Origin of the sequence: Flavobacterium glycines, assembly GCF_900100165.1 — a bacterium.
In the GTDB taxonomy this organism is placed as follows: Bacteria; Bacteroidota; Bacteroidia; order Flavobacteriales; family Flavobacteriaceae; genus Flavobacterium; species Flavobacterium glycines.
This window is the reverse complement of the sequence record NZ_FNEO01000001.1, coordinates 1,815,211-1,836,043: the sequence shown is the minus strand read 5'-3', so window position 1 is coordinate 1,836,043 and position 20,833 is coordinate 1,815,211. Positions and strand designations below refer to the sequence as shown.

Below are 20,833 nucleotides of genomic sequence, written 5' to 3'. Positions count from 1 at the left end.
TAATAACAGTTTGTATTTTTGCCTCATGAATGATAATTTTATAACAGAATTCTTTGGTATAGGAATCCAAAACGGAAAAACTCCTGAAAACTTAGGTGTATTATGGCGATCAGCGCAAAACCTGGGCGCCAGTTTTATTTTTACTATCGGAAACCGATACGCCAAACAAGCCTGCGATACCCACAACGCTGTAAAATCGATGCCTTATTTCCATTATGAGACTTTTGAAGATTTTTTCAAAAACCTGCCTAAAGGCGCACGTTTGGTTGGCGTTGAATTAGATGACAGAGCCGAAGACTTAGAAACTTTTGAACACCCAAGACGTTGTGTTTATTTATTAGGTGCCGAAGACAATGGTCTTTCCAAACAAGCGATTGAAAAATGCCATTTTTTAGTAAAATTCAAATCTGAAAAAAGCCTGAATGTTTCTGTTGCCGGAAGCATTGTTCTTTACGACAGAGGTCGCAATAAACCGAGGTCGTAAAACAATTACAATATCAATTTCAAAAATCAATCTCAATTTAAAAAAGCTATAAAACACAAATTTCCAAAACAAACATTTACATGCCGCTTTGGAAATTTGAATTTGCAATTGATATTGCTATTGATTTTTGAAATTGATTTTTGAAATTGATTTTTGTTATTTAATAATCCTCACATTCATCTCCTCTACTTTTTTATCTGATAAAGCAGATGGTGCACCAAATAACAAATCATCACTGGTTCCGGTTTTAGGGAAAGCCATTACCTCTCTGATAGAAGCTTTTTTCTCTAAAATCATCATCAAACGGTCAATTCCCCAGGCGATTCCTCCGTGTGGCGGCGCTCCGTATTGGAAGGCTTTATACATGGTTCCCACACTCTTAATCATTTCTTCTTTATTGTAACCCATATTTCTATAAGTTGCCTCTAAAATTTCCGATTTATGTGCACGAACAGATCCTCCTCCAATTTCGTAACCGTTTAAGATAATATCATATTGTTGCGCAATGATAGTCCCAATTTCCTCTTCTTTACCATCCATGTGTTTTTGCAAATCATAAACAGCCGGCATAGAGAACGGATTATGTGTAAACGTCCATCTTCCTTCATCGGTTTTTTCAAACATTGGAAAATCAACCACCCAGGCCGGACACAATTCCTTAGGATTAATCAAATGCAACATTCTGCCCAGTTCCTGACGCACCGCATCTAAAGCCTTATTTGCCGTAGCATAATCAGCTGCCGAGAAGAACACAATATCACCTATTTGAGCATTTGCCGCCTTTATAATTCCTGCAGCAATTTCTTCACCTAAGAATTTAATAATCGGCGATTGTAATTCGTCTTCATTCACAATGATATAAGCCAAACCACCCAAACCATTTTGCTGGGCTATAGCCGTCAAAGCTTCTATTTGTCCTTTAGAAATACGCTTGTTCCCTTGTTCCTGAGCCGAAACTTTGATACATTTTACAATTCCGCCTTCTTCAATTGGCTTAGAGAAAACCTGAAAAGTAGTATCTTTTACAATTTCGGTAATATCCTGCATTTTCAAACCAAAACGCAAATCAGGTCGATCACAACCATAATAATCCATCGCTTCTTTGTACGTCAACACTTCAAACGGACGTAAAATCCACTTATTACCATATACTTTTTTAACTATTTCATTGAACAATTTGGTATTCAAATCAATAATTTGCTGCATGCTTGCATAAGCCATTTCCATATCCAGCTGCGTAAACTCAGGCTGACGATCCCCACGGGAATCCTCATCTCTAAAACAACGCGCTACCTGGAAATATTTCTCATAACCGCTCACCATCAACATTTGTTTAAACTGCTGTGGCGCTTGTGGAAGCGTATAAAAGAAACCAGCCTGTTTACGACTAGGAACAATAAATTCACGTGCTCCCTCATCGGTTCCGGCACTTAAAATAGGAGTTTCTATTTCTAAAAACTCTTCACCATCCAAAATATCGCGAATTAATTTAATCACCTTATGACGATTAACGATTGCTCTTCTTACCTCTTCATTTCTATGATCTAAGAACTTATATTGAAAACGGGTAGCCTCGTTAGTTTTTGCCGCTCTTTTAATTTCAAATGGCAAAGTTTTAGACAGGTTTAATATCTCTAATTCCGATGTTTCCAATTCGATTTTACCTGTACGCAATCCGGCATTAAAATCATCTTCGTTACGACCGACTACAATACCTTTTACCGAAATAACCGATTCCGGTTTTAACTTCACCAATTCGTCGATATTAGGAAAAGATTCCCTGCTGATACGAACCTGGAAAACCTCATAACTGGAATCACGCAAATCAATAAACATCAATTCTCCGTGGTCACGTACACTTGCAACCCAGCCGGAAAGCATTACCTCCTGATTAACACTCTCCTCAGATAATTGCGAAATTTTATGTGTTCTGTAAGTATCTTTTACAACAAGAGGAATTTCGGGAAGCACTTCTTCCTGAGCTTCTTTTGATTCAGCAATTGCTTCTTTTGAAACTTTTTCCTGAGATTCTTTTTTATCAGAAACAGCAGCAGCACCTAATTGATCAATGATAATTTGACGAATTACTTTTCCGTTCGCCCCTTTTCCAATAACCCCAAGAACTTTTCCAACTAAAATCCCGGCTTTACCCTGATCTCCGGCAGCAATGTCTTTAGCAACTGCTTTATTCTCGGCAATTACTTTCGAAATTACTTCCTGGATTTTTTCTTCCGAAATAGTATTTTCTTCGAAATATTTATTGTAGTCAAAATTTTGATCTTTTAAATAACCTGCAATGGCATTTTGAACTAAAACCGCCGTGATTTTTTCGGCTTTGAACAACACAAAAATGGTTACTAAATGCTCAATATTATGGATTTTAGCATAATCTTCAGCCTTAACATTATTAGCCAAAGTTTTAGCAACAAACGAAGGATCGTTAATTTCGTTATTTAAAGTAACAAATGTTCTGGAACGCAAAGCATCTGCTGTAAAAAACTTAGCATCCTGAGGCAAAACACCTCCGTTAATCAAAATAGATTCAACAGCATAAGGCAAAGCACTTGCATCCACCTTAATGGCTTCAATCTCCGCTTTAATATTTACAAAAGGTAAATCCGGCTCAGAAATAAAACGGTAATCCGCTTCAAATTCTTTTTTACGCATGGTTTTGGTCTGCTTTAATTCAGCATCCCACAACACAGTCGTTTGATCAGGACGAAACTCTTTGTGCTCAACAAAATAATTAAACTGTTTCTCTACCTCTTCTTTCAGAGCTTCCACCATAAACTTAAACGAGTTCAGGTTTTTGATTTCCGTTCTTGGATTCAAGTCGTTACTGTCTTTTTTACGCAAAGAGACCGAAACATCCGATTTGAACTCCCCTTTTTCCAAATTCGCTTCAGAGATTCCTAAATTCTGAACAATACGTTGAATATATTGCGCATAAGTCGAGGCATCTTCGATATTACGAATACAAGGCTCGGTAACAATCTCAATCAATGGCACACCGGCTTTATTAAAATCGACTAACGAAATTTTCTTTTCGTGCATCAATTTTGCAGCATCTTCCTCAATATGCACCTGAGTTAAATTTACCGTAAATTGAGTACCGTCATTTCTATAACAAGAAACGTGTCCGTCAGGAATAATTGGATTATGAAATTGTGTAATCTGAATATTTTTCGGGTTATCCGGATATTCATAATGCTTTCTATCCCAGGAAATCACTTCGTTACTAAATGAAGAATCCACTGCTTTTCCGAAATAAATAGCCTTAGTAACCGCTTCTTTATTTACTGCAGGCAAAACTCCCATTTGTCCGGTACAAACCGAACATATATTTTGGTTAGGTGTTTCTATTTCCTGATTTGGACAGGAACAAAACAACTTGGTTTTGGTATTCAATCGAACGTGAGTTTCCAGTCCGATAACCAATTCTAAATCGTGGGCTTTAATAGCCGCCGTTAATTGTTCCAATTCCATTATATCGTATCTTTTAAGAAGTTTGCAAATTGCAATACTAATTCATCATTATTTTTTGCTGCAGTAATCTGCAATCCTGTAGTTGTTCCTTGTGGCACAGTGATAGTTGGCAATTGCCCTAAACTAAAACCTACTGTATAAGCATCAGACAAATACATCGCCAAAGGATCTTTTAAACTATCACCAATTTTAGGAGGTGTACTTGGCGTAACCGGAGATAAAATCACATCCACTTCTTGAAAATCTTTACTGAAGTTTTCAGAAATCTGATCTCTTAAAGCCAATCCTTTCAAATAAATTTCATCCGAAAATCCCTGAGACAACACCTGGTTCCCTCCTACAATTCTGCGTTTCGTTTCTTCTGAGAAATTTTCAGAACGCGTCACAGCATAAGTATCAATTAAATTTTCTCCTTCAATACGGTTTCCGTAATTCGTTCCGTCTAAACGGGATAAATTCGAAGCCGTTTCAGCCATTGCCAAAGTATAATAAGTAGAAACTAAAATATCCGATTTGAAGAAATCCAATTCTTTTACTTCAATTCCTTTTGCTTTTATTTTTTCGACACTGGCCAAAAAATCTGCTTTTATCTGCGCATCAATAGCTTCGCTTTCGATAAAGTTTTTAAAATAACCAATTGTTTTTACTTCAGAAGTCGCAATTGCATCTTCACTTATTTCAGTTGAAGCGATTGAAGTCTGATCTTTTGGATCTTTTCCACTCATCACATTCAGTACAATTCGGATATCTTCAATTGATTTTGCCAATGGTCCCACACAATCGGTAGAAGACGCATAAGCCATCAATCCGTATCTTGAAATCCTTCCGTATGTTGGCTTCAAACCGTAAATATGATTGTATCCTGCTGGCTGACGAATAGAACCTCCCGTATCTCCACCTATAGAAAACACCGTATATTCTTTAGCCACATTCACAGCCGATCCTCCACTCGATCCTCCACCTACTAATTCCGGATTGATTGCATTTTTAACCGCACCAAAAATGGTATTTTCACTCGAAGAACCATGACCAAAACTATCACAGTTTTCTTTTGCTAACGGAATAGCCCCTGCATCCAGTAATTTCTGAATGGCAGTAGCAGTGTAAGGCGACTTATAATTTCTAAGCAATTCAGAACTTGCAGTTGTGTAAGTTCCCTGAACCATATAAACATCTTTGATTCCAAAAGGAATTCCTTCCAGTAAACCGATGGTTTCTCCGTTTGCAATTTTAGCATCTACTTTAGCTGCTAGTTCCAAAGCCAAAGTATCCAATACAGAATTTACAGAATTATAGGTATTTTGCTTAAGTAAGTCTAATTTTTCCTGTACTAAAGCCGTACAGCTTATTTGTTTTGACACCAGTTGTTGGTGTATTTTTTTTATTTGAGAATCCATTTTTATCCTTCTATAACTTTAGCAACTACCAAAAATCCGTTTTTCTTGTTCGGGAAGTTTTCTATAATAATTTGTTTTTCAATAGCCGAGCTTTCCACTACCACATCTTCCCTTAAATCACCAACCGAAACACAATTATGATTGACATTATTTAAGGAATTCTCATTTGATGGATGTGCATTTTTAATCACCTCAAACAATTGGTTCACGCTCTCCGAAGGCTGCGCTCCTTTAATACTCGACAATATGTCGACTGTCATTATTTTACTCATAATTTTATGTAGTTTTAAAGTCAAACTTTTAAGCTCGCGAAATTACAAAAAGTTTTTTTAGGGTATGATGTTTTTTTAAATGATTTCAATTGTATAAAAGAGCCCTAAGAAAGAATCTACTCCACACTCTCTATCAAATACTTCGTACCGTTAATTTCAAAAGTAAATCCCACCGAATTCCCCATCAATTTACTCCCTAATGGCGATTGTGGTGAAAGCGCAATTACATTTATTCCGTCAATAGTAATTTTTGGCAAAGCCAAAGACAGATACAAATAAATTCCGTTAGCTTTTACCAAACTTCCTAAAGCGATTGTTTTCGCCACTATCGAAGCATCTATTTTATCTAAAACTGCTTTTTGTTCCAAAACCTCACGTAGTTTGGTATTGAATTTTTCCTGTTCCAGATGCATCATCGACAAAGCCGTTTCATGTTTATCGCCTGCCGAACCTTTGGCATCATTTTTAGAATCTTCGGTCAAAGCCGAAATCATATCCCGAAAAGCATCAATTCTGTCTTCTACTAATCGGCAATAATATTGATATATTTTTTGTTTGAAAGTCATTTGAAATATTTAACCGCAAAGTAAGCAAAGTTTTTCGCTAGGGTCGCAATGCTAATTAAAAAGTTGAAACACTAATTTATTTTTTATTTAACTTCGTAAAAGAATCTTTACTAATCTTTTTAAAACAACTATGAAAAATTTAAAATTCCTTTCGGCAATCGCTTTTGGTTTTCTGTTATTATTAGCGACTAATGCACAAGCTCAAAAATTCCCTGGTTTAGACAAAAGTCCGATGGACGAAGCACTATTTCCTGCTGACAGCAAAATCCCTGCAAAAACTGCCAAAATAATCTATAGCCGCCCGCAGCTAAAAGGACGTGCATTAAGCGAACTAACGCCTGCCGGAAAAGTATGGAGAACCGGTGCTAACGAAGCTACCGAAATCACTTTTTATAAAGATGTCAACTTTGGAAAAACAAAAATCAAAGCCGGAACTTATTCTTTATATACCATTCCTAACGAAAAAGAATGGACCATCATTTTAAATAAAGACACCAATGTTTGGGGCGCTTACTCCTATAAAGAAGCCAATGATGTTGCCCGTCTAAACGTTCCGGTTACACAGGCTGAAGAATCTTTGGAAGCTTTTTCTATGGTTTTCACTAAAGCCGATAATGGTGTTATTTTAAACTTAGGCTGGGACAAAACCCGTGTTGCGATTCCTTTTACAGAATAATTTTTTTAACACAAAGAAGGCGCAAGGTTCACAAAGATTTTAATCTGTGAATCTTGCGCCTTTTTTATATGGCTTTGCAACCTTTGCGAAAAGCTTTGTGTCCTTTGCGGTTAAATACTAAAAATCAAATTTATAATTAGCTCCTACCATCACCTGAAAACCTTGCACAGGATAATTCAGCCATTTTTGATACGACTTATTAGTCATATTATTCAACTTCAAAAATCCGGTTAACTGAGAATTGTATTTGTAGCCAACATGCGAATTCAAATCAATATAACTCCCTAATTTAACAGGAGAACCAACTGTATTCAAATCAATATTAGTCTGCATATCTTTTCTTTCCCCTACATAAAATAACTTAGCACCGGCGTACCATTTTGGTGTAATATTAAAATCGATTGACGAATTAATTTCAATTGCAGGCAAATTCCAGGCTTCCTGTTGTAAATCGGTTGTATAACTACTAAAAATCCCGCCGATTCCAAAACTTACATTTTCTGAGAAATCTGCTTTCAAATCACCTGAAAAACGAAATGTTCTCACATCGTCATAAACCACTTGAAATGAGTTCCCAAATGCATAATTTTCATTAGCATTGTTCTCCGTATAATCGTTACTTCTGAACAAAGCTTTATTTCTTTCATTATTATAAGAACCACGAAGGTTATAACTCACACTTGAAGCTAATTTCCCTTTCAAACCTGCAAAAACCTCATATTGTTTATCAGTAGGCGCAATAGAAAGTGTAGGCGATAAAAACGGATTTTCTTTTACAAAATCGGCATAAGAATTTTGCTCTAAACCACCTTCGGCGCCGGCATAAAAAATCATTAGATCCTCAACGACAGGATAAGCAACACTCACATTTGGGTATATTAAAAATTTATTATCATTTCCCGTTTTATCGATACTGTAAAACAACGAAGCTCCTAATTTTACATCCCAGCCATTTTCCTGAAAATTAAAACTTGGTGCGATTCCTAAATTAGTAAAACCATACTTAATCTTTTCCGTGTTGGTATTTGTATAATTTTTATCAAAAGTCCCTCCCACATAATCCACGATGATATTGGTAGACAAAAACTTTTCAGCAATATCAAACTGCAAAGACGGTTTTAATAAAAAACGATTTTCTGACGACCCAAAACTATCTGTAAAATGACTAAATTTCATTGAAGCATCTTTAAAAGCTCCTTCATTAAAAGCAATCTTAGCTCCTAAAGAAATGCCATTATAAGAATGCTTAGAATCAATCCCTGCAATTAAATTATTCCTATCGGACGGAGTTAAAGTACTTCCAAAATCTATCGGCAATCCATACCAATTGTACACTTGATTTTGATAGCCCAAATCAACATTCCAGGACATCTTATCATGATTAGCACCATAGAAAGCATCTAAAGCTGTATCATAAAACCAGTTATCCAATTTCACATTATTAATTCCTCCCTGAGAAGAAAAATGACGAAACATTCCGCCCACATAATCATTATTTTCCAATTCCTGATTCACAAACAATTCTGCGTTTAGCGTACCGTAATTTCCCGCCGCCAAAGTAAGGTAGTTGCTGTAAAATTTTTCTTTTACTTCCTTTTCTACTCCTTCAGCCTTCCCTTTTGCCGGTGTAAAAGTAGACGCCACAGGAAAAGAAAAAATAGAATATTTAATCGTTTCTTTTTTAGCATTTCCTTCATCATCAAGAACCGGTGACTCCTGAATTTTTGATGCATCAGATATAGTTGGTGTATACGCTTTTACAACATTTACCTCTTCAGAACCTATGTTTTCATTTTTCTTTTGAGCAAAAGAAAATTGCACCACCATTAGGAAAAGCGATACGATTATTTTTTTTGAGAAATTAAACTTCATGTTTCTTGTTTTTATTTTGAAAGAAAAGAGAGAAAAGAACATAGAAAAAAGACTAAACGGCAAATTCAAGCTATATTCTTTTTACTCTTACATCTATTCTCTTGTTTCTATTTTCTTATTTCTTGTTTTTATTTAACTGACGAATTAGTTTTAGCTTCTTCTGCTTTTATGGCATTCAATTCGGTTTGTGCTTCAGCAACCACATCCGGGAAATCAGAGAAATTCTGAATGACACTATCTAAAATATAAGTAGCCTGAAAACTATCTTTTAATCCATAAAAGTTTTTAGCCATTATAACCAAACCTTTTGCCCCGTAATAACGGTAAGAAGCATAGGTTTTTGCTAATTTTTGAACAACAGTATTGGATGCTTCAAACTTATTTTCCTTATTTTTAAAATAAGCATCATAATACAAAGCCTCAGCCGCCAATTCTCCTTTGGCAATTGGAAGCACTTTGGCATAAGCCGCTTTTGCCTTAGACTCATCACCATTTTTCATTGCCGAACGTGCAATAATTATTTGCGCATCACTCTTTACATTATCGTTTGTTTTTGGATTAGTCAATACCTTTTCGGCATAAGCTTCAGCATTCACATAATCTTTCTTTTCATAATAACATTTCATCAAATTAGATTGTGCAAAAACTTTATTTTGGAACAAATCGGCTTCATTTTCTAATCGGGCCAATACCGGAATAGCTTTTTCCTGTGCTCCGCTATCTAATAAAATTTGGCCTAAACGAGTTAAAGATTGCTCTGAAAACTCATTTCTAGGTTCGTTAACCACATATTGATAATACGGGAGTGCATTATCCTTTTGTCCTTCACCATAATTGGCTTGCGCCAAATAATAATTGGCTTTCAAAGCGTGAATTCCGTTAGGAAAACTTGAGATATAAGCTTTAAAACCGGAAATAGACTGAGCTATATTATTTTGCTCATATTGTTTCACCGCCGATTCGTAGCTGTCATTATCCAAATCAGCATCGGTAACAGCAACAAAATCCAATGTACGAACCCAGGCAGCATATTCGCCCACTTTTCCACTATCTACATAAATTAATCGGGCTGTAGCAACGGCTTCTAAAGCCTCAGGTGTTTTAGGATATTCGGCAGCTACTTTTTTGAATTTCACCAACGCTTCGGTATTTCTATCCGAATTATAATAAACCAATCCCTGACGTAAAATAGCTCTGGATGTAAATGCACTATTTTTATACTCATTAATTAATCGATCATAGGTTTTTAAAGCCGAATCCTGTTTGTTAGTTGCAACATAAGTATTAGCCAACTCAAACATAGCATCATCACGATAAGACGATTTAGGATATACTTGTAAAAACGAATTCAAATCATCGATTTTTTTATCATTTTTCCCCACAAATCCATAGCAAAGTGCTTTTTGGTAATACGCATAATCAGCATCAACACCTCGTAATTCGATTACTTTATTATACGCATCCAAAGCCGGCCAGTATTTTGTAGTTACAAAACGACAATCAGCTAAACGCAAATAAGCATCCATCAGCCTTGTTTTATCGTCTTTTACCTTATCAATATATTTTTGAAAAAAATCTCCGGCCGAATCATATTCTTTCAGTTTAAAATAAGCATAAGCCACATTGTAATTGCTGTTTTTATACTCAGGAGTTGTAGCCGCAGCTGTCATTCCTGTAAACTGTTTAAAACTCAACAACGATTTATTGTAATCCTCCAAAACATATTCTGTTTCCCCTTTCCAGAAAGTAGCTCTGGCGATAAATGAAGCGTCAATTGAATTGGCTAAAGACTTTTGAAACATCTGTAAGGCCGCCGAATAACTTCTGTCAGTATACAATTCCAAACCTCTGTAGAAAGTCACTTTTTGATAAGCCGGTTTATTTTCTGGCGATTTATTTTTTTCCAATAAAGCCAATGCCTCCTTGTAGTTTTTAGATGAAATATAAGAATCAATCAATAATTTCTCCACTACAGAACGATTGGGATTATTAGGATATTTGTTGATAAAACCCAACAAAACCGCAGGCACACTTTGATACGAATTTCCTAATTCATAACTTAATTTGGCATAATTCAAATAAGCATCTTCCTGAATGGCAGCATCAAATGACATTTCCGAAGCATTCTTGAAAGCATTCAAAGCCTGTTGTTTTTTATCTAATTTCAAATAACTTTCTCCTAAATGATAATACGCATTTTGCGCCACACCATCTTTTCCTCCTATGATTTTATTGAACTGAGCAATAGCATTTTCAAAATCATTTTGTTTGTAATAAGCATAACCCAATTGATAATAATCGGTATTGTTCCACTTTCCTCTTTTGCCTTTATAAGCGACTAAATAAGGGATGGCTTCACTGTACTTTTTTAAGTTAAAATAGCTTTCACCAATGATTTTATTCAATTCAGATTTTTCCGCAGGAGTCGATTTATCCATTGCTTTTTGCCCTAAAGCAATAGCTTTTTCAAAATTCCCTAACTTAAAACTCATATCAGCCTGATAGTAAGAAAGTTTTTCGGCATATTTTTCATCTCCTGAAACCTGATCAAAATACTTATTAGCCTCTTGATAGTTATCACCTTCATAAGCCATAAAACCAAGATAATACTTAGCCTGAGAACCATAAGTTTTTGAATTCACAACCTTGTTAAAGTAAGTTGTTGCTTCTTTTTTATTGTTAGAACTAAAAAAGCTATAGCCTTTTTGAAAATTAAACCGTTCTTTGTCTTTCGTACTTAACTGACTTTCATCTACTTTTTCAAACCAGTTTAATGATTCGGCATAATTTCCTTGGTTAAAATAATAATGAGCTACTTCAACATAAGCCTGATTGCTCTTAGAACTTGTTGGATATTCCTCGATGAATTTTTCCATCAAAACATCGGCATTAGCATGCCCTAATCTAACGGCACAGCTGGCATCATAATAAGCACAATCCGATTTTACTTCTTCATCTTTAGCCTCTTCTTTTACTTTTTCAAAAAGAAACTGAGCCGAAGCATACTGATTGTCTTTATACAACGAAACTGCTCTGTTATAATCTGTTAAAACATTGGTATATATTGATGATTTCTGTGCTAATAGCGTATTGGTTTTAGCAAAAACCAACAAAAAAAAGAGCCAGGAAAATTTGCGCATTTTTATTAGATTTAAATATTCAAATATATCATATTATAAGAGTCATAACGAGACGTTATTCGTTTTTATTATGAACAAAAATTTTAACAGAGCACAAAAAACTACCAATTGATTATTGCTATTTCATAATTGATAATTACTTTTACACCATAAACAAATGCTCATTTTATGTCTCAAGCCGTACTGTCATTAAAAAACGCAACCATTTATCAAGGAGATAAAGAAATCTTATCAAATGTAAATTTGGAGGTGAACCATGGTGAATTTCTATACATAATTGGAAAAACAGGTTCCGGAAAAAGTAGTTTAATGAAAACTCTTTATGCCGATTTGCCATTAACAATAGGCACAGGACATATTGTTGACTTTGATTTAGAAACACTTAAAGAAAATGACATTCCGTTTTTAAGACGTAAAATCGGTATTGTCTTCCAGGATTTCAAACTTTTACCAGATCGCTCTATAAAAGACAATATGCTTTTTGTTCTTAAAGCCACAGGATGGACCGACAGGGATGAAATGGAACATAAAATCGAAGAAGTTTTAGACAAAGTAGGCATGAAAAACCATGCCCTTAAAATGCCTCATCAAATTTCAGGCGGAGAACAACAACGTGTAGCTATTGCAAGAGCCTTATTGAACGACCCTGAACTTATTTTGGCTGATGAACCAACAGGAAACTTAGACCCGCAAACCAGCATTGAAGTTTTGGATGTTTTAAAGAAAATAAACGCCAACGGAAAAACCATTATCATGGCGACTCACGACTATGCTTTATTGATGAAATTCCCATCAAAAACATTAAAATGTGAGGATTCTAAAATTTTCGAAGTAGTCCAAAGAACTGTTTAATTTTTATACAATACTAAAATTTAGAATCTCTTGAAACAAATTACATCCATTCAAAATCCATTCATAAAATCTTTAGTATTATTACAGGAAAAAGCCAAAAACAGAAAACAAACCGGTACTTTTTTAATTGAAGGTGTACGCGAAATTTCATTAGCCGTAAAAGGGCGTTATGAAATCCAGACCATATTATTTTACCCGGAAATTTGTAGCGAAACGGAAGCTAGAAAATTAGCCCAATCCGCCGAATTAATAGAAATAAACAAAGAAGTTTTTCAAAAACTAAGTTATCGTGACACTACCGAAGGAGTTTTGGCTGTAGCCAAATCCAAATCCTTACAACTTTCTGGTTTAAAATTATCAGACACGCCTTTAATTTTAGTTGCCGAAGCTCCCGAAAAACCAGGAAATATTGGCGCACTTTTAAGAACTGCTGATGCTGCTAATCTGGACGCTGTAATTATTGCGAATCCGAAAAGTGATTTATACAATCCCAACATCGTTCGTTCCAGTGTAGGCTGCTTGTTTACTAACCAAATTGCAACAGCAAGCACCTCAGAAATTATTGCTTTTTTAAAAGAAAAAAACATCAATTTCTACTGTGCCACTTTGCAAAATTCAACAAGTTACCACACTCAGGATTACACCCAACCCACTGCCTTAGTCGTTGGCACCGAAGCCACCGGACTCACACAGGAATGGCGTGATGCTGCCACCCAAAACATCATTATCCCGATGCAGGGCGAAATAGACAGCATGAACGTTTCGGTAGCCGCAGCAATATTAATATTTGAAGCCAAAAGACAAAGAGGATTCTAAATCGCAGAATGCAGATTTTAGATTGCAGATGTTTTAAATCTAAAATCAAAAGTCAGAAATCTAAAATCAACAATCCCAACTCTTGCATATTTGCGAACTTATCGTTATTTTTAGAAAATGAACACTGTAATTATGACAGAAATAGATATCGAAAAAGAAAATAAAGCCATTGCTCAGGAATACAAAGAATTGCTTCGCATAAGTTATCAAACTTTATCTACCGATGACAAAAAGCTTATCCGAAAAGCATTTGATGTAGCAGTAGAAGCCCATAAAGACCAAAGAAGAAAATCAGGTGAAGCCTATATCTTTCACCCCATTGCAGTAGCTAAAATTGTTGCTTCTGAAATTGGTCTTGGAGCAACTTCTATTGCTGCTGCCCTATTGCATGATGTAGTTGAAGATACTCCAACAACTGTCAAAGATATTGAACGCATGTTCAATCCTAAAGTAGCCCAACTCGTTGAAGGTTTAACTAAAATTTCTATCGTACAAAAAGACATGAATGTGTCGATGCAGGCCGAAAACTTCCGAAAGATGCTACTGACTTTGTACGATGACGTTCGTGTAATTCTGATAAAAATTGCCGACAGATTGCACAATATGCAAACCATGGAATCCATGGACGACCACAAGCAGGTTAAAATTGCTTCTGAAACCCTATACATCTATGCGCCTCTCGCCCATCGATTAGGATTATACAACATTAAAACAAAACTGGAAGACTTAGGTTTAAAATACACCGAACCTGCTATTTACGAAGACATTGCCAGCAAAATCAAAGAGACTAAAGAGCAACAGGATGCCTACATCAAAGACATTTCGGATATCCTAAAAGCCTCTTTGGACGCGGAGGGAATTGATTATATTATAAAAGGGCGACCAAAATCCATCTATTCTATTCGTAGAAAAATGAAGGCTCAAAATGTAACTTTTGATGAAGTTTACGACAAATTTGCACTTCGAATTGTTTACAAATCCGATCCTCATGATGAAAAATTCCTGGCATGGAAAATCTATTCCATCGTTACCGACCATTACAGACCCAGCCCCAGCCGTTTAAGAGATTGGATTTCATCTCCCAAATCTACGGGTTACGAAGCCCTGCACATTACCGTAATGGGACCTAAAGGCCGTTGGGTTGAAGTTCAGGTTCGCAGTGAACGCATGGATGAAATTGCCGAAAAAGGATATGCCGCACATTACAAATACAAAAACGGAGCTAATGAAGAAGGTGGCTTGGATGTTTGGTTAAACCTACTTCGGGAAGCATTAGAAAATCAGGAAACTAATGCCATTGACTTTGTAGAAGATTTCAAAATGAATTTATATTCAAAAGAAATCTACGTTTTTACTCCAAAAGGAGATATTAAATCGTTACCTAAAGGAGCTACTTCGCTGGATTTTGCCTTTAGCATTCACTCAGAAATTGGAATTAAGACCCGAGGAACGAGAGTCAACGGAAAATTAGTACCTCTAAATTACGAATTAAAAAGTGGAGATCAGGTAGAAATTATCACTTCTCCTAATCAAAAACCTACTGCAAACTGGTTAGATTATGTAACTACTTCCAGAGCTAAGAATAAAATTAAAAATGTTCTTAACGAAAACACTAAGAAAATTGCCGAAGAAGGAAAAGAATTACTTACTCGTAAATTAAAACATCTAAAAATTAATTTAAACGAATCGGTAACTAATGAATTAGTTAACTTTTTCCACCTTAAAACCAGTTTGGATTTGTTTTACAGAGTGGGATTAGGAACAATCGACAACCAACAATTAAAAGATTTTGCTGCTCAAAAAAGCAATACTTTAATCAATTTTTTCAAAAGTAAAATCAAACGCTCAGGAGGAAATACTGCCGATGCCGATATTCACAAACCTGTAGTCAACAACAATTATGACTTATTGGTTTTTGGTAAAGAACAGGATAAACTGGACTACAAACTTTCTACCTGCTGTAATCCGATACCCGGTGATCAGGTTTTTGGTTTCGTTACTATCAACGAAGGAATTAAAGTACATAAAAAAGACTGTCCAAATGCCATCTCGTTACAGTCCAATTATGCTTACCGCATTATGCCTGCTAAATGGATCGATTCTACTCAGCAGGAATTCAAAGCAACATTGAACATTACCGGTATGGACAGTATTGGTTTGACAAATGAATTAACAAAAGTGATTTCAAACAATATGAATGTCAACATTCAAAGCATATCATTGAGTGGAGAAGCAGGACTTTTTAAAGGACAATTGACCGTCATAGTACAAAACATTACTATTTTGAAAAAATTAATTGACAACATCAAAAAAATTGACGGAATTGATCGGGTAACGAGAGTTTATAAAAATTAAATGAGGTTTAATTTCTAATTCTTTTTAGAAGCCCAGATGTGTTTTCAACAAAAAAAGAACAAAATTATTCTCTTATAAGTACTTAAACTTGAAAACTATTAAAATAAAAAATTATCTTTGCCGAATATGACACTCATTTCCACAAATAACAACAAAAACCAGGAAATTGTAAAAAACGTTTTTACAATGTATCTTGAAAAAAATGGCCATAGAAAAACGCCTGAACGTTACTCTATACTCCAGGAAATCTATGAAAGTGAAGAACATTTTGATATAGAAAACCTATACATCAAAATGAAAAATAAAAACTACCGTGTCAGTAGAGCCACATTATACAACACAATAGAATTATTATTAGACTGTGCTTTGGTACGCAAACATCAGTTTGGACAAAATCAGGCGCATTACGAAAAATCCTATTTTGACAAACAACACGATCATATAATTATGACCGATACCGGTGAAGTAATTGAGTTTTGCGACCCCAGAATACAAACCATCAAAAAAACAATAGAAGAAATTTTTGATGTAGAAATTAACAATCATTCTTTGTATTTCTATGGTACCCGAAAAAAACCTGCAACCGAAGAAAATCAAGAAGAAAATTAATAAAAACATTTAGTTAAATAGGCGCAAAATCAAAATCGCCAAAACAAATTAAGGATTAAATAAATAAATTAAAAATGACCGTAGATTTATTACTAGGATTACAATGGGGAGATGAAGGAAAAGGAAAAATTGTTGACGTTCTTACCTCAAATTACGATATTATTGCCCGTTTTCAAGGTGGACCAAATGCAGGACATACTTTAGAATTTGACGGAATTAAACACGTACTTAGAACCATTCCTTCCGGAATTTTCCATAAATCAGCGGTAAATGTTATTGGAAACGGTGTTGTCATTGACCCTGTTGTATTTCAAAAAGAAATCGAAGGATTAGCAAAATTTGACATCGATATCAAAAAGAAATTAATCATTTCAAGAAAAGCGCATTTAATCTTACCTACTCACCGTTTATTAGATGCAGCTTCTGAAGCTTCTAAAGGTAAAGCAAAAATCGGATCTACACTTAAAGGTATTGGCCCAACTTATATGGACAAAACAGGTAGAAACGGATTACGTGTAGGAGATATCGAATTAGAAGATTTCAAAGAAAGATACCGCTCTCTTGCTGATAAACATGAAGCAATGATTGCATTCTACGGTGTAGAATTACAATACAACTTACCTGAATTAGAAGCTGAATTCTTTGAAGCAATCGAAGAAATTAAAAAATTAGACTTTATTGATAGCGAAGAATACATGCACCAGGCTCAAAAAGCAGGTAAATCTATTCTATGCGAAGGAGCTCAAGGTTCTTTATTAGATGTTGATTTTGGAACTTATCCATTTGTAACTTCTTCTAACACGACTGCTGCAGGAGCTTGTACCGGTTTAGGAATTGCTCCTAACAAAATCAAAGAAGTATACGGAATTTTCAAAGCTTACACAACCCGCGTAGGTAGTGGTCCTTTCCCAACAGAACTTTTTGACGAAGTAGGTGCTACTATGGCCAAAGTAGGAAACGAATTTGGTTCAGTAACAGGAAGAGCCAGACGTTGCGGATGGTTAGACTTAGTTGCTTTGAAATATGCTGTACAGGTAAACGGAGTTACGCAATTGATGATGATGAAAGGTGATGTACTTTCAGGATTTGATACTTTGAAAGTTTGTACTGAATACAACTATAAAGGAAAAAACATTGCTCACTTCCCTTACAATGTTGAGGAAGAAAATGTTTCTCCGATTTACAAGGAATTCAAAGGATGGAAACAGGATTTAACAGGAATGACTACTTATGAAGAATTACCGGTTGAGTTAAAAGAATATATCGAATTCATCGAAAAAGAATTAGAAGTGCCTATTAAGATTGTTTCTGTTGGTCCGGACAGAAAACAAACAATTGCAAAATAAAGACACAAACGCTCTGATTTTTTAGGGCGTTTTTTTATACCCAAAACCATCACATATGAACGACCCAAAAATAAGCATTAAAAAAACCGAATTACTTTCAGACAACTGGTACATCCTAAATAACGTAACTTTTGATTATCAAAAATCAGACAATAGCATTATAACTCAAAAAAGAGAAGTATATGACCGTGGTAATGGAGCTGCAATATTACTGTACAATAAAGAAAATAAAACCATTATTTTAACCCGTCAGTTTCGTTTACCAACTTATTTAAACGGAAACAAAAACGGAATGATGATAGAAGTTTGTGCCGGATTATTAGACCAGGACGAACCGGAACAATGCATCATCAGAGAAACAGAAGAAGAAACAGGTTATAGAATTTCTAAGGTAAAAAAAATCATGGAAACCTATATGTCACCAGGTGCTATAACTGAAATTTTATACTTATTTATTGGCGAATACGACGCCTCTATGAAAGTTAGCGAAGGCGGTGGACTGGAACATGAACAGGAAAACATTGAAGTACTGGAAATGCCATTTGATGAAGCATACAATATGATGGAAACAGGCGAACTAAAAGATGCAAAAACCATTATGTTACTGCAATATGCTAAGATAAATCAGTTGGTTTAATTAATAAATTGAATAAAATAATCATTCTAAAATTTAGCAAAGATGAAAAATATATTAACAACAATATTATTAGCTTTAATTCTGATAAGCTGTGGAAAATCTAAAGAAAAATTAGAATTAGAAGCTTATAACAATATGGAAAGTCTTCGCAATGAGGAATTAAAGCTTAGTAATGATTTAATTGATATAGATACTGAATTAAAAAAAATATCCATAAAGGAAAAACACCAAGACATCTATCCTGATCAACAAGAGTTTAAATACAATTTAAATAAAGACAAACAAAAAATTAAAATCAGATTAGATAGCATTCAATCTGTTTTAGGAAAAGACGCTTTATTTTTAAATAAAAAATAAAGCGTAAAATCCATATTCAACTATCTTCAAAATTATCATAAAATTTACTATTAATTGATATAATCAAAACTAGCGAAGTGAAAAACACAAAACGATTATGTTGTAGCAGTATGCCAAGATTAATTTGGGATTTTAGGCGATGAACAGTCATTGCGAGCGTAGCTCGGCAATCACACAAAGAAAGTCACGAGAATTAATAAAAAAGGGAACTCAATTTATTTGAATTCCCTTTTTGTTATTTTAACCAGCTTATTTATTAGGCTGCGGAGTCATTCTTAAATAATATTTAATACGCTTAAATCCTTTTGGAAACTTAGCAGGAATATCTTCGTCTGGTATTGATGGAGAAATAACCACATCCTGACCGTCTTTCCAGTTAGCCGGTGTAGCAACACTGTAATTAGCTGTTAATTGCAAACTATCTATAACACGCAACAATTCATCAAAATTTCTTCCTGTTGAAGCCGGATAAGTCAATATTAATTTAACTTTTTTATCTGCTCCAATAATAAATACCGAACGAACCGTAAAAGTATCATTGGCATTTGGATGAATCATATCATACAAATTAGCTACTTCTTTATTTTCGTCAGCTATAATTGGGTATTGTAAAGTTACATTCTGAGTTTCCTCGATATCTTTAATCCAGTTCAAGTGTGATTCCAATCCATCAACACTTAATGCAATAACCTTTGTATTTCTTTTTTGAAACTCAGGAAAATAATTAGCTACCGTTCCTAATTCTGTCGTACAAACTGGTGTAAAATCAGATGGATGTGAAAATAATACCCCCCATGAATCTCCTAACCATTCATGAAATTGTACCGTACCTTGTGTAGTCTCTGCTTTAAAATCCGGAGCAATATCTCCTAATCGTATTGTTGCCATAAGTTCTATTTTTATATAAGTCCTATAAAATTAGTCAAAAAAAACTAATCTGCATTTTTTAATCAAAAAAAAAATATTCGCTAAGAAAATACTTAACCTAAAAACTCCAAAACAAAATACCAAAAAGCCAGTGTAATAAACGAAATAGGAATACCAAATCCAATCATCATACTGCTTAATCGGGGTTTTAATCCATGTGAACTGGCCAAAATACTTGCCATAATCATAGGCGCCATCGCTGCTTCTATCAAAGCTACCTGAATCATTAATCCATGCTGTTTTAAGATAACAACATACAACAAAAATAATATGGCAGGAGTAATGAACAACTTATAGGCCAAACCTATCCAAAGAAACTTCCAATGCTGGCTTTTGCTGTCAAAATGCAATTGCAAACCAACCGAAATCATAGCTAATGGCGTGAGTAAACTTCCAACCTTTTGTAGAGCCAATTGGAAATAATCATGAAAATCCAGATTTAATACATTAGCAAAACAGGCTACCAAAAAAGTAATAAAAGGAGGAAACAGCATTACTTTCTTAATTATTTTTCCTCCACTGGTCGCTTCTTTAGAATAAAGTGTAGCTACAACCACCGCAATAGTAGAAAGCACCACAAAAGTACCCGGCTGATCGACTAAAATAGCCATTTTCAATCCTTCCGAACCATACAGTGCATTGACGATAGGATAACCTAAGAAAGAGGTATTTCCTAATCCGGCCGTTATAATAAGACAACCAATTAATTTTTTCGACCAGCCATATTTCTTTCCTAAAAAACGAAAGAAAAAAAAAGAAATTGCAAATCCAATCCAGGTAACCCCAATGAGATACAATAACTTATTATCCCAATGAACCTTAGGAATATAATACAAAGCCAATGCAGGAAGACAAATATAAACAAGAAACTTATTAATCAGCTTATAGCTATCTGTAGGAAACCATTTGACGCGTTGCAAACCAACTCCTAACAGTAAATAAATAAAAATTAAAATAATATTGCTCATAGTGCTGCAAAGATATTTACTAATTTGCTAGTATCATAAAGATATCTGGAATATCACAAGACATACACCTCTG

The 20,833-nt window shown here is 34.8% G+C and carries 17 protein-coding genes; 9 read left to right on the top strand and 8 right to left on the bottom strand.

Going from position 1 to position 20,833, the window contains the following annotated elements:
- Positions 1-25 precede the first annotated feature (25 nt).
- Positions 26-484: an RNA methyltransferase gene (locus BLR17_RS07440; RefSeq protein ID WP_066324788.1), complete on the top strand. Its 459-nt coding sequence runs from the start codon at positions 26-28 to the stop codon at positions 482-484.
- Between the two features lie 156 nt (positions 485-640).
- On the opposite strand, the gene gatB/aspS is transcribed toward BLR17_RS07440, so the two are convergent.
- The 4 genes from gatB/aspS to BLR17_RS07420 form a co-directional block, all read right to left on the bottom strand.
- The gene (gene gatB/aspS, locus BLR17_RS07435; protein WP_066324791.1) at positions 641-3,970 is read right to left on the bottom strand and encodes a bifunctional amidotransferase subunit GatB/aspartate--tRNA ligase AspS; all 3,330 of its coding nucleotides are present in this window, start codon (positions 3,968-3,970) and stop codon (positions 641-643) included.
- Positions 3,970-5,367: an amidase family protein gene (locus BLR17_RS07430; protein WP_066324795.1), complete on the bottom strand. Its 1,398-nt coding sequence runs from the start codon at positions 5,365-5,367 to the stop codon at positions 3,970-3,972. The genes gatB/aspS and BLR17_RS07430 overlap by 1 nt, the downstream gene beginning before the upstream one ends.
- Positions 5,368-5,369: 2 nt before the next feature.
- Positions 5,370-5,639, bottom strand: a complete 270-nt coding sequence (locus BLR17_RS07425; protein ID WP_066324797.1) for an Asp-tRNA(Asn)/Glu-tRNA(Gln) amidotransferase subunit GatC — start codon at positions 5,637-5,639, stop codon at positions 5,370-5,372.
- A 116-nt stretch (positions 5,640-5,755) separates the two neighbouring features.
- Complete coding sequence (locus BLR17_RS07420) at positions 5,756-6,205, bottom strand: hypothetical protein (protein ID WP_066324799.1); 450 nt, start codon at positions 6,203-6,205, stop codon at positions 5,756-5,758.
- Between the two features lie 130 nt (positions 6,206-6,335).
- On the opposite strand from BLR17_RS07420, the gene BLR17_RS07415 reads away from it, so the two are divergent.
- Positions 6,336-6,881 (top strand): DUF2911 domain-containing protein, encoded by a 546-nt coding sequence (locus BLR17_RS07415; RefSeq protein ID WP_066324805.1) that lies wholly within the window; start codon positions 6,336-6,338, stop codon positions 6,879-6,881.
- A gap of 117 nt (positions 6,882-6,998) precedes the next feature.
- Here the strand turns inward: BLR17_RS07415 and BLR17_RS07410 are convergent, their stop codons facing one another.
- Both BLR17_RS07410 and BLR17_RS07405 read right to left on the bottom strand, forming a co-directional pair.
- A complete protein-coding gene (locus BLR17_RS07410) occupies positions 6,999-8,753 on the bottom strand; it encodes a porin family protein (protein ID WP_066324807.1) in 1,755 nt (584 codons plus the stop codon).
- A 128-nt stretch (positions 8,754-8,881) separates the two neighbouring features.
- Positions 8,882-11,893 carry a tetratricopeptide repeat protein gene (locus BLR17_RS07405; RefSeq protein ID WP_066324809.1) on the bottom strand — a complete coding sequence of 1,004 codons (3,012 nt, stop codon included), beginning with the start codon at positions 11,891-11,893 and terminating at the stop codon, positions 8,882-8,884.
- A 168-nt stretch (positions 11,894-12,061) separates the two neighbouring features.
- Between BLR17_RS07405 and BLR17_RS07400 the strand changes: the two genes are divergently transcribed.
- The 7 genes from BLR17_RS07400 to BLR17_RS07370 all read left to right on the top strand — a co-directional run bounded on the left by BLR17_RS07400 (position 12,062) and on the right by BLR17_RS07370 (position 18,865).
- A complete protein-coding gene (locus BLR17_RS07400) occupies positions 12,062-12,745 on the top strand; it encodes a cell division ATP-binding protein FtsE (protein ID WP_066324812.1) in 684 nt (227 codons plus the stop codon).
- A 30-nt stretch (positions 12,746-12,775) separates the two neighbouring features.
- Positions 12,776-13,561, top strand: coding sequence for a TrmH family RNA methyltransferase (locus BLR17_RS07395; protein WP_066324814.1), 786 nt, complete (start codon positions 12,776-12,778; stop codon positions 13,559-13,561).
- Positions 13,562-13,693: 132 nt separating this feature from the next.
- The gene (locus BLR17_RS07390; protein WP_066325083.1) at positions 13,694-15,916 is read left to right on the top strand and encodes a RelA/SpoT family protein; all 2,223 of its coding nucleotides are present in this window, start codon (positions 13,694-13,696) and stop codon (positions 15,914-15,916) included.
- A 126-nt stretch (positions 15,917-16,042) separates the two neighbouring features.
- The gene (locus BLR17_RS07385) at positions 16,043-16,525 is read left to right on the top strand and encodes a Fur family transcriptional regulator (RefSeq protein WP_066324816.1); all 483 of its coding nucleotides are present in this window, start codon (positions 16,043-16,045) and stop codon (positions 16,523-16,525) included.
- Positions 16,526-16,599: 74 nt separating this feature from the next.
- A complete protein-coding gene (locus BLR17_RS07380) occupies positions 16,600-17,871 on the top strand; it encodes an adenylosuccinate synthase (RefSeq protein WP_066324818.1) in 1,272 nt (423 codons plus the stop codon).
- A 55-nt stretch (positions 17,872-17,926) separates the two neighbouring features.
- Positions 17,927-18,508 (top strand): GDP-mannose pyrophosphatase NudK, encoded by a 582-nt coding sequence (gene nudK / locus BLR17_RS07375; RefSeq protein WP_066324820.1) that lies wholly within the window; start codon positions 17,927-17,929, stop codon positions 18,506-18,508.
- Positions 18,509-18,550: 42 nt separating this feature from the next.
- Positions 18,551-18,865: a hypothetical protein gene (locus BLR17_RS07370; protein ID WP_055091430.1), complete on the top strand. Its 315-nt coding sequence runs from the start codon at positions 18,551-18,553 to the stop codon at positions 18,863-18,865.
- A gap of 249 nt (positions 18,866-19,114) precedes the next feature.
- On the opposite strand, the gene BLR17_RS07365 is transcribed toward BLR17_RS07370, so the two are convergent.
- Together BLR17_RS07365 and BLR17_RS07360 are read right to left on the bottom strand one after the other, a co-directional pair.
- Positions 19,115-19,753, bottom strand: coding sequence for a peroxiredoxin (locus BLR17_RS07365; protein WP_066324822.1), 639 nt, complete (start codon positions 19,751-19,753; stop codon positions 19,115-19,117).
- 92 nt (positions 19,754-19,845) lie between these two features.
- Positions 19,846-20,760, bottom strand: a complete 915-nt coding sequence (locus tag BLR17_RS07360) for an AEC family transporter (RefSeq protein ID WP_066324825.1) — start codon at positions 20,758-20,760, stop codon at positions 19,846-19,848.
- Positions 20,761-20,833 lie beyond the last annotated feature (73 nt).

Coding starts and splice junctions, on each gene's coding strand:
- BLR17_RS07440 (WP_066324788.1), top strand. CDS start 26: ATGAATGATAATTTTATAACAGAATTCTTTGGTATAGGAATCCAAAAC.
- gatB/aspS (WP_066324791.1), bottom strand. CDS start 3,970: ATGGAATTGGAACAATTAACGGCGGCTATTAAAGCCCACGATTTAGAA.
- BLR17_RS07430 (WP_066324795.1), bottom strand. CDS start 5,367: ATGGATTCTCAAATAAAAAAAATACACCAACAACTGGTGTCAAAACAA.
- BLR17_RS07425 (WP_066324797.1), bottom strand. CDS start 5,639: ATGAGTAAAATAATGACAGTCGACATATTGTCGAGTATTAAAGGAGCG.
- BLR17_RS07420 (WP_066324799.1), bottom strand. CDS start 6,205: ATGACTTTCAAACAAAAAATATATCAATATTATTGCCGATTAGTAGAA.
- BLR17_RS07415 (WP_066324805.1), top strand. CDS start 6,336: ATGAAAAATTTAAAATTCCTTTCGGCAATCGCTTTTGGTTTTCTGTTA.
- BLR17_RS07410 (WP_066324807.1), bottom strand. CDS start 8,753: ATGAAGTTTAATTTCTCAAAAAAAATAATCGTATCGCTTTTCCTAATG.
- BLR17_RS07405 (WP_066324809.1), bottom strand. CDS start 11,893: ATGCGCAAATTTTCCTGGCTCTTTTTTTTGTTGGTTTTTGCTAAAACC.
- BLR17_RS07400 (WP_066324812.1), top strand. CDS start 12,062: ATGTCTCAAGCCGTACTGTCATTAAAAAACGCAACCATTTATCAAGGA.
- BLR17_RS07390 (WP_066325083.1), top strand. CDS start 13,694: ATGACAGAAATAGATATCGAAAAAGAAAATAAAGCCATTGCTCAGGAA.
- BLR17_RS07385 (WP_066324816.1), top strand. CDS start 16,043: ATGACACTCATTTCCACAAATAACAACAAAAACCAGGAAATTGTAAAA.
- BLR17_RS07380 (WP_066324818.1), top strand. CDS start 16,600: ATGACCGTAGATTTATTACTAGGATTACAATGGGGAGATGAAGGAAAA.
- nudK (WP_066324820.1), top strand. CDS start 17,927: ATGAACGACCCAAAAATAAGCATTAAAAAAACCGAATTACTTTCAGAC.
- BLR17_RS07370 (WP_055091430.1), top strand. CDS start 18,551: ATGAAAAATATATTAACAACAATATTATTAGCTTTAATTCTGATAAGC.
- BLR17_RS07365 (WP_066324822.1), bottom strand. CDS start 19,753: ATGGCAACAATACGATTAGGAGATATTGCTCCGGATTTTAAAGCAGAG.
- BLR17_RS07360 (WP_066324825.1), bottom strand. CDS start 20,760: ATGAGCAATATTATTTTAATTTTTATTTATTTACTGTTAGGAGTTGGT.